The following is a 5,897-nucleotide window of genomic DNA, read 5'->3' on the forward strand; positions in this document are numbered from 1 at the left end:
TCCATAAACTCTGTCCATAGTGTGTATGCCATTGGAGCAGCCCCCATCGGTAATCCTGGGTGACCAGAGTTTGCCTTTTGAATCGCATCAATTGAGAGTGTGCGAATCGCATTAATTGAAGTTTGTTGCGTTTGGTTTGTCATTAAACTTACATCCCCTTTCAAAATTTGTGCAGATTTATACATTAAATATGTACGTACAATTAATATCCTATAATGAAAACGCTAAATATACAAGCATTAATTGCACGTTTATCGAAATACCTTAATTTTTACCGCGTAAATCCTTTACTTTTTGCGGTGTCACATCTTCCCCATTTGGATCGACAATTTTCATGCCTTTAAACTGATTCTTAAATGATTTGCGCACGTTGTTTAGGTATTCTTTACGTAAAATTTCTTGTTCGCTTTTTTCATCCTCAGTTAATTTCTCGTGTTTAGCTTTATTTGCCAAAACATTGATTCGATCTAATTTATCTTTTGATAGCATATAAACATGTCTCCTTAAACTTTTTTCGCACAAACCTATCATAACGAATTTTCATTCGTTTCTGCAAGTGATAGGTGTTCTTGGTATCGACGATGAACCGTAGCCTTTGAGACATCAAAACCCAATCCTCTTAAAGTAAGTGCAATATCTTTGTATGTTAATCCATTTTCTTTTAAACGAATGATCTCTTCAATAGGAAAGTTTTTGCGTTTTCTTCCAGTTGCTTGATCATTATTTCTTAAGTTTTTTTCAGGGTGATATCCCTTTGCTATTGCTTGCTTCATCCCTCGCTTGATTTTTAAATTGTGAATTTTTCGTTGGTATTCTTCAACGATTGAAATAATTTCAAGGACCATTTGATCAGATTCTGAAAAGCGCATCGGTCCATGTTCAGATAGAGAATAGATTTTTACATTTAACTTACTTAATTGATGAAAAAGGGCAATTTTAGTATGACCACGCCCTAATCGCGTTTCATCTTGAACGAGTACACAGTCAATATCTTCCTTTTGACAGAGGTCAAGGACGGCTAACATTCCTTCGCGATCAACTGTATAACCACTTGCGCTATCTTTTATTGAAACAACAACCTCCATCCCCGCAGCTGCTGCTAACTTTGTTAATTCTGTCTCCTGCCTAACCAATGATGTTTGTTGTGTATCTTTATCTGTACTCACGCGACAATATATGATTGCTTTCATTTCTTTTCAAACGCTCCTTTGTGTACATTGATCGTATATAATTAATTGGTCGAGTTAAAACCATGACACAACTTAATCATATCATAGCGAACGTTCGTTTCCTAAGTCAATAGTCAAACGAACTAACGTTTGTAAAACACGTATGTTCGTGTTATAATTTAAAAAAATGAAACATGGAGGTTACTACCTTATGCATACACTCTCAAAACGGCAAGAAGCCATACTTAATTACATTAAAGAACAGGTGCAGTTAAAGGGCTATCCACCTTCAGTTCGTGAAATTGGCCAAGCTGTTGGACTTGCATCGAGTTCAACCGTGCATGGCCATTTGTCTCGACTAGAGAAAAAGGGATTCATTCGACGTGACCCAACAAAACCCCGCGCAATTGAAGTTATGAACACCGAAGATGATTCAGGCATTCCTAAAGGTGACGTCAGTTATGCACCAGTTATTGGTAAAGTAACGGCAGGGATTCCAATTACAGCTGTTGAAAACATCGAAGAATTTATTCCTATCCCTAGTCACCTAACGAATGGTGATTCTGATATTTTCGTCTTAGTTATCGAAGGTGAAAGCATGATTGAAGCTGGTATCTTAGATGGTGATATGGTTATCATTAGAAAACAAAACACGGCAGAGAATGGTGATATTGTTGTCGCGATGACTGATGATGATGAAGCAACCGTTAAACGATTCTTCAAAGAAAAAAACCACATCCGATTACAACCCGAAAACCCAAACATGGAACCATTACTGTACACAAATGTTTCTATCTTAGGAAAAGTTGTCGGTTTATACCGCCATATGCATTAAAAAGCTTAAGGACATCGATGTCCTTAAGCTTTTTAATTTTTTTAATGATGCTATCGGTCCGGATGAGCCAACTCTAAATGATAAAATATGGTTGATTTAACGCCTTTAATTTACGAATAACCCATGTTTTATCTAAAGTTTGGTCAATAACGACACGATAGTAACTGTCCTGGTCAATGAATTGATGCCTAATTTCACTATTGATTCCGACTGAGCTTAAATAAACTTGTCTGTTAACGGCATGATGTTTCAGTCGAAACGAGCCCGAGATCAACTGTTCTTTCTCTCGCGTATCTTCTTGTTCTCTTACAAGTGCTTCAATTGCTTTAACATGTGCACGTGCAATTATAGTTAAGTTGTGGTCTTGCATTAATTTCTTTCGATCCTGCTCGTGATCGATGAAGCCTGTTTCAGTAAGGATCGCGGGCATTGATGATTGCCGAAGCATGTAAAAGTTTGCTTGTTTTTGACCTCGATCTTTAAAGTCAATGTTATCAATTATTGTACGATGTAAACGTGTTTGCATGGCTTCAGTATGCTGTTTGTTTTTAAACATTTTATTTAAGATATAACTTTCAAATCCACTACCACCCCCCGCGTTGATATGAATCGATAATAATAATTCCGCTTTAAATCGTTCCGCTTTTTGAACCCTTTCACTTAAACTGACACTCTGATCAACACCGCGCGATCGAGAAACAATTAAATTAGGATTTCCCATGCACATGCTTATGATTCGATTGCTTATCGCTAAGGTAAGATCCTTTTCTTTCACTAAATTTGAAACGGCACCAGGATCTCCTCCGCCATGTCCAGCATCAATAAATATTCGCATTGATAAACACCCTTTCAATGATTAAATTTTTCATGCTATAATACGAGAGATTGCAAAAAGGAGGAAGACAACATGTACAACAAAAAAATGCTACTCATATCGCTCGGTTTGCTTTTATTCATATTGGTCGCTTGCCAAAACACATCGGATAAAGAATCGGCAGAGACAAAACAGATCGAAACCGGCGAACCAAAAGCAAACGAAACGAAAGAACCTACCATCGCAGAAGATAAATTCCCCCAAGTTACAATCACAATGGAAACAGGAGAAGCGATTGTATTTGAGTTATATCCCAATGCCGCACCAAATACTGTTCGTAACTTTATTTCTTTAATTGATCAATCATATTATGACGGTTTGATTTTTCATCGCGTCATCGAAGATTTTATGATCCATGGAGGAGACCCTTATGGTAATGGACTTGGCGGGCCAGACTACTCAATCCGAGGTGAATTTAGCGCTAATGGCTTTGATAATCCGATTAAGCATGAACGTGGCGTCATTTCAATGGCCCGCTCACAGTCTCCTGATTCAGCCGGCTCTCAGTTCTTTATTGTGCACAAAGATTCAACCCATCTTGATGGACAGTATGCAGCTTTTGGGAAAGTGATTGAAGGGCTCGATGTCATTGATCGAATTGCTGCAGTCAATACAGATAATAATGATTTACCACTTGATGATGAAGTAATGCGTTCCATTACGGTTGATAAAAAAGGGATCACTTATGACACACCCGAGTATAAATAGTCATCAACTTATAATCGTCTAGACTAGAAATTACAGGCTTACCAAAAAGGATCACCTAGAAACATACACTAGGTGATCCTTTTTAAATATTCTATTTCATTATTATGACGCCTATACGTCTAATGTTGAGCCACGTTGGTAAAGCCAATAAATAATAGCACCAATTATACTGACGATAATAAATAAGAGCCATGTTATCCATGATAACTGGAGCAAGAGATAGGCTGTTACAACAATAGCGATAAGGGGTAAGACGGGCACAAACGGGACGTAAAAGTGACCGGTCGTAGGTTTTCCTTCGCGTTTTCGTAAGGCAATAACCCCACCTGCAAGCATCATCATCACGACAAGTGTCACCAAATTTGTAATTTCTGCTAGCTGCTGCAAAGGAACAATCCCCGTAAAGAAAGCTGCTAATCCGCCCGCTGTCCATGTTGCTTTTACAGGGACGCCTGTCCTTGGGTTCACTTCTGACATGTAACGTGGCAAAAGGCCTCCCTTGCTCATTGCGTAAAGTAAACGAGCCAGACCATACAGCATGGCAATTAGTACAGTCAATAAAGTCAATATTGCTCCGATTGAAATAATACTTGCTAAAACATTTTGATCGACATAGCGTAAGGCAAAGGCAACAGGATCTTTTACATCTAATTCAGTGTAAGGTACTATACCTGTAAGCACTAAAGTCACAATAATATAAAGAACGGTAGAAATACCAATCGCAAAAAAGATCCCTCTAGGTAAACTCTTCTGAGGATCTTTCACCTCTTCTGCTGCCATACTAATCGCATCAAAACCTAGAAAAGCAAAAAATACAAGTGCAGCACCACTAGCGATACCGGAAAAACCAAACGGCATCACCGGTGTCCAATTCGCTGGCTCGACAAAGAAAGCTCCAACAATGATAAATAAAGCAATAATTGCAAACTTCACAAAAAACATCAGGTTATTTAACCGTAACGCTTTTTTAGCTTCAAATGAAACAAGCCATGTAATCAATAACGTCATCGTGACTGCGATCAAATCGACGTATGTGCCAGCTTCAGGATTAAATGATGCTTGAAATGCGATCGGTAGCGCTACATTAAATCCATTTAAAAACCCGTTCATATAACCTGACCAGCCTGAAGCGACTGAAGCACTCGCAAGTAAGTACTCCCAAATCGTATACCAACCTGCTACCCAAGCAATTTGCTTCCCGGCAATTTGCAGCATATAAGCATAGGGCCCTCCGACAACCGGAAAACGGGCCGCCAGTTCTGCATAGCATAGACCCATTAAAAAGATAACAAAACCAGCTAAGATAAAAGAAAAAACAAGCCCTGGTCCTGCATAGCTATTTGCAGCGGTGCCGGTTACAACAAAAATGCCTGTTCCAATGACCGCACCAAGGCCTAATAAAACGAGATCAATTGTTTTTAGATTTTTTTTTAATTGAATGGATTCCATAATGACACTCTCCTTCTAGTAATTGACCAAATAACGATCTGTCTGAGTATAGGTGTGAATTTGTTAACTTCGGCAACAAATAATATCAGCTTATCTTCTTTAGCTAACTGTGTTAACAACGAAATAAATAGCTGATAATGTTTTAATAGCGTTTCTTTTAACTGTACACAGTGTTTTATTCCAAGCTTCTATGTGAATGAACGTTTGGTTGTGATCAATCTGTATCAAAGATTAAGTCAATGTTTGCATAAACACGTCGTTTGGTCCCGATATGATCACCTTGATAATCAATGCCGCACTCAAAATATTGTTGATCAGAAGTTTTTGGTAATTGTTCTTCGCTGTTATAAACGCGATCGATACAATACTTTTTTCATCTGTGACTTGCTGTAACTTCTCTTCACTTGTTACCCAACCATTGTCATAGGCCGTTGCTCTAGTTATATAATTCCCAAGACAATATTGATAGGTTTTGTGAGAATGATGGGCTTAGTCATTTGTGGGATACGTCCCATTAGCCATCACGTCGTGGTCATTGGTATGTTTTCGAGGTTTCATTTATCGGTGATGCTTTAAATGGATTGATGATTGAATCTTGTGTGATAAAACTTATCCCTATGATGATTATTTGTATAATGAGTAAGTCTTTTCTCTCTAATCCAATTCAACGATACGTATATTCATTTCGGCCCTCATTATTATACATATTAAATCAAGGATTTACAAAATGTTTTTTAAAACAAACAAAAAAGACATGGACACCCAACTGAACTGATACGTGTCAAGTAGACAGTATTAAAAATAAAAACTTTGTTGTATAAGACTTATGCCTATCGCATAAGTCTTTTTTCTTCCTACGGAA

Annotated in this window: 7 protein-coding genes; 2 read left to right on the top strand and 5 right to left on the bottom strand. The window is 37.9% G+C overall.

Translation table 11 applies throughout. From position 1 onward, the window contains the following. The 3 genes from DES38_RS12205 to DES38_RS11750 all read right to left on the bottom strand — a co-directional run. On the bottom strand, positions 1-143 hold a 143-nt coding region (locus DES38_RS12205), incomplete at its 3' end, for a hypothetical protein (RefSeq protein WP_146206385.1). Positions 144-264: 121 nt separating this feature from the next. Continuing rightward, a complete protein-coding gene (locus DES38_RS11745) occupies positions 265-489 on the bottom strand; it encodes a DUF896 domain-containing protein (RefSeq protein WP_110252270.1) in 225 nt (74 codons plus the stop codon). 38 nt (positions 490-527) lie between these two features. After that, complete coding sequence (locus DES38_RS11750) at positions 528-1,190, bottom strand: YneB family resolvase-like protein (protein ID WP_110252271.1); 663 nt, start codon at positions 1,188-1,190, stop codon at positions 528-530. 190 nt (positions 1,191-1,380) lie between these two features. Between DES38_RS11750 and lexA the strand changes: the two genes are divergently transcribed. Then, positions 1,381-2,004, top strand: coding sequence for a transcriptional repressor LexA (gene lexA / locus DES38_RS11755; protein WP_110252272.1), 624 nt, complete (start codon positions 1,381-1,383; stop codon positions 2,002-2,004). Between the two features lie 73 nt (positions 2,005-2,077). Here lexA and DES38_RS11760 read toward each other — a convergent pair whose 3' ends face one another. Then, positions 2,078-2,839, bottom strand: a complete 762-nt coding sequence (locus DES38_RS11760) for an N-acetylmuramoyl-L-alanine amidase (RefSeq protein WP_110252273.1) — start codon at positions 2,837-2,839, stop codon at positions 2,078-2,080. 72 nt (positions 2,840-2,911) lie between these two features. Here DES38_RS11760 and DES38_RS11765 point away from each other — a divergent pair, with 72 nt between their 5' ends. Further along, positions 2,912-3,586, top strand: coding sequence for a peptidylprolyl isomerase (locus DES38_RS11765; protein ID WP_110252274.1), 675 nt, complete (start codon positions 2,912-2,914; stop codon positions 3,584-3,586). Between the two features lie 111 nt (positions 3,587-3,697). Here DES38_RS11765 and DES38_RS11770 read toward each other — a convergent pair whose 3' ends face one another. Continuing rightward, positions 3,698-5,035, bottom strand: coding sequence for an APC family permease (locus DES38_RS11770; RefSeq protein ID WP_110252275.1), 1,338 nt, complete (start codon positions 5,033-5,035; stop codon positions 3,698-3,700). Positions 5,036-5,897: the final 862 nt, after the last annotated feature.

Origin of the sequence: Streptohalobacillus salinus (assembly GCF_003201605.1) — a bacterium.
GTDB classification, from domain to species: domain Bacteria; phylum Bacillota; class Bacilli; order Bacillales; family Amphibacillaceae; genus Streptohalobacillus; species Streptohalobacillus salinus.

What these genes read in the sequence shown, in the direction of transcription:
- DES38_RS11760 (WP_110252273.1), bottom strand. Translation starts at nt 2,839, where the DNA reads ATGCGAATATTTATTGATGCTGGACATGGCGGAGGAGATCCTGGTGCC.
- DES38_RS11765 (WP_110252274.1), top strand. Translation starts at nt 2,912, where the DNA reads ATGTACAACAAAAAAATGCTACTCATATCGCTCGGTTTGCTTTTATTC.
- DES38_RS11770 (WP_110252275.1), bottom strand. Translation starts at nt 5,035, where the DNA reads ATGGAATCCATTCAATTAAAAAAAAATCTAAAAACAATTGATCTCGTT.
- lexA (WP_110252272.1), top strand. Translation starts at nt 1,381, where the DNA reads ATGCATACACTCTCAAAACGGCAAGAAGCCATACTTAATTACATTAAA.
- DES38_RS11750 (WP_110252271.1), bottom strand. Translation starts at nt 1,190, where the DNA reads ATGAAAGCAATCATATATTGTCGCGTGAGTACAGATAAAGATACACAA.
- DES38_RS11745 (WP_110252270.1), bottom strand. Translation starts at nt 489, where the DNA reads ATGCTATCAAAAGATAAATTAGATCGAATCAATGTTTTGGCAAATAAA.